Annotated in this window: 2 protein-coding genes; one reads left to right on the top strand and one right to left on the bottom strand. The window is 74.1% G+C overall.

From position 1 onward, the window contains the following. Positions 1–150: 150 nt before the first annotated feature. A complete protein-coding gene (locus tag B8460_RS20270; RefSeq protein WP_052945325.1) occupies positions 151–588 on the top strand; it encodes a hypothetical protein in 438 nt (145 codons plus the stop codon). A 24-nt stretch (positions 589–612) separates the two neighbouring features. Here the strand turns inward: B8460_RS20270 and B8460_RS20265 are convergent. Then, a partial coding sequence (locus tag B8460_RS20265) for a pyridoxal-phosphate dependent enzyme (RefSeq protein ID WP_048863436.1) occupies positions 613–957 on the bottom strand: 345 nt, incomplete at its 5' end.

Here is a 957-nt window from a genome sequence, read left to right as displayed (position 1 = left end):
GGCGCGGCGACGCCCGGCGGCGGAGCGCCAGTTAGCGCATCGCCCGGCACATACACCGGCACATCCAACGGCATACCCGCCGGCGGAACTGCCTCCCCCGGCGCGCCACCCACCGGGACGGCCGGCGGTGCGCCGGCGGCGGGGGGCGCGGTGGCGCGGACGCTGCCGCCCGAGCAGGTCTATGCCAACTGCATGACCGCGCGCGGCAACATGCTGCAGGCTGGCGGCACCGCCGACGACCTCGGCATCGGCTACGACAGTACCGGCTATGCCGCCTATTCGCCGGGCTATACGGCGGCCTTCGCGGGCGGGGGGTATCCGGCGTTCGACGACTATTACCCGTGGGAATACGGCGACTCGCTCGGCTATGATTTCTGGGGCGCGCCGCTGTTCTTCGGCTGGGGCGGCTTCGCCGGCGGGTATTTCGGCGGCCGCTACTGGGGCGGCCATTACTGGCCCGGCCATTATTACGGCGGCCATCCGTGGGGCATGTATCACGGTTTCCGCGGCGGCATGTTCCATGGCGGCTTCCACGGCGGCGGCTTCCATGGCGGCGGGTTCCACGGCGGCGGCGGCGGCCATCACTGACGGCGGCGGCGGGAACGGCCGAGCCTAGGCGGCCGAAGGCTCCGTCGCCAGCGCGCGGGCGAAGGTCGCCGGATCGACGTTGCCGCCGCTGAGCACGACGCCGACCACCCGGCCGCGCGCGTCGAACCGGCCGGACAACAGCGCCGCGAGCGCGACCGCCCCGCCCGGCTCCACCACGACCTTGAGGTGGCGAAAGGCGAAGGCCATGGCGGCCAGCGCCTCATCATCCGTCACCGACAGGGCGCCGGCCAGGCGCGGGGCGTTGATCGCGAAGGTCAGCCGGCCGGGCATCGGCGACAGCAGCGCGTCGCACAGCAGCGATCCGCACGGCCGTGCCGCGACCCGCGCGCCGGCGGCGAGCGAGCGGGC

Source organism: Acidisphaera rubrifaciens HS-AP3 (genome assembly GCF_000964365.1).
GTDB classification, from domain to species: domain Bacteria; phylum Pseudomonadota; class Alphaproteobacteria; order Acetobacterales; family Acetobacteraceae; genus Acidisphaera; species Acidisphaera rubrifaciens.
The sequence above is the reverse complement of the archived record's forward strand: the minus strand, read 5'-3'. Positions and strand labels throughout refer to the sequence as shown.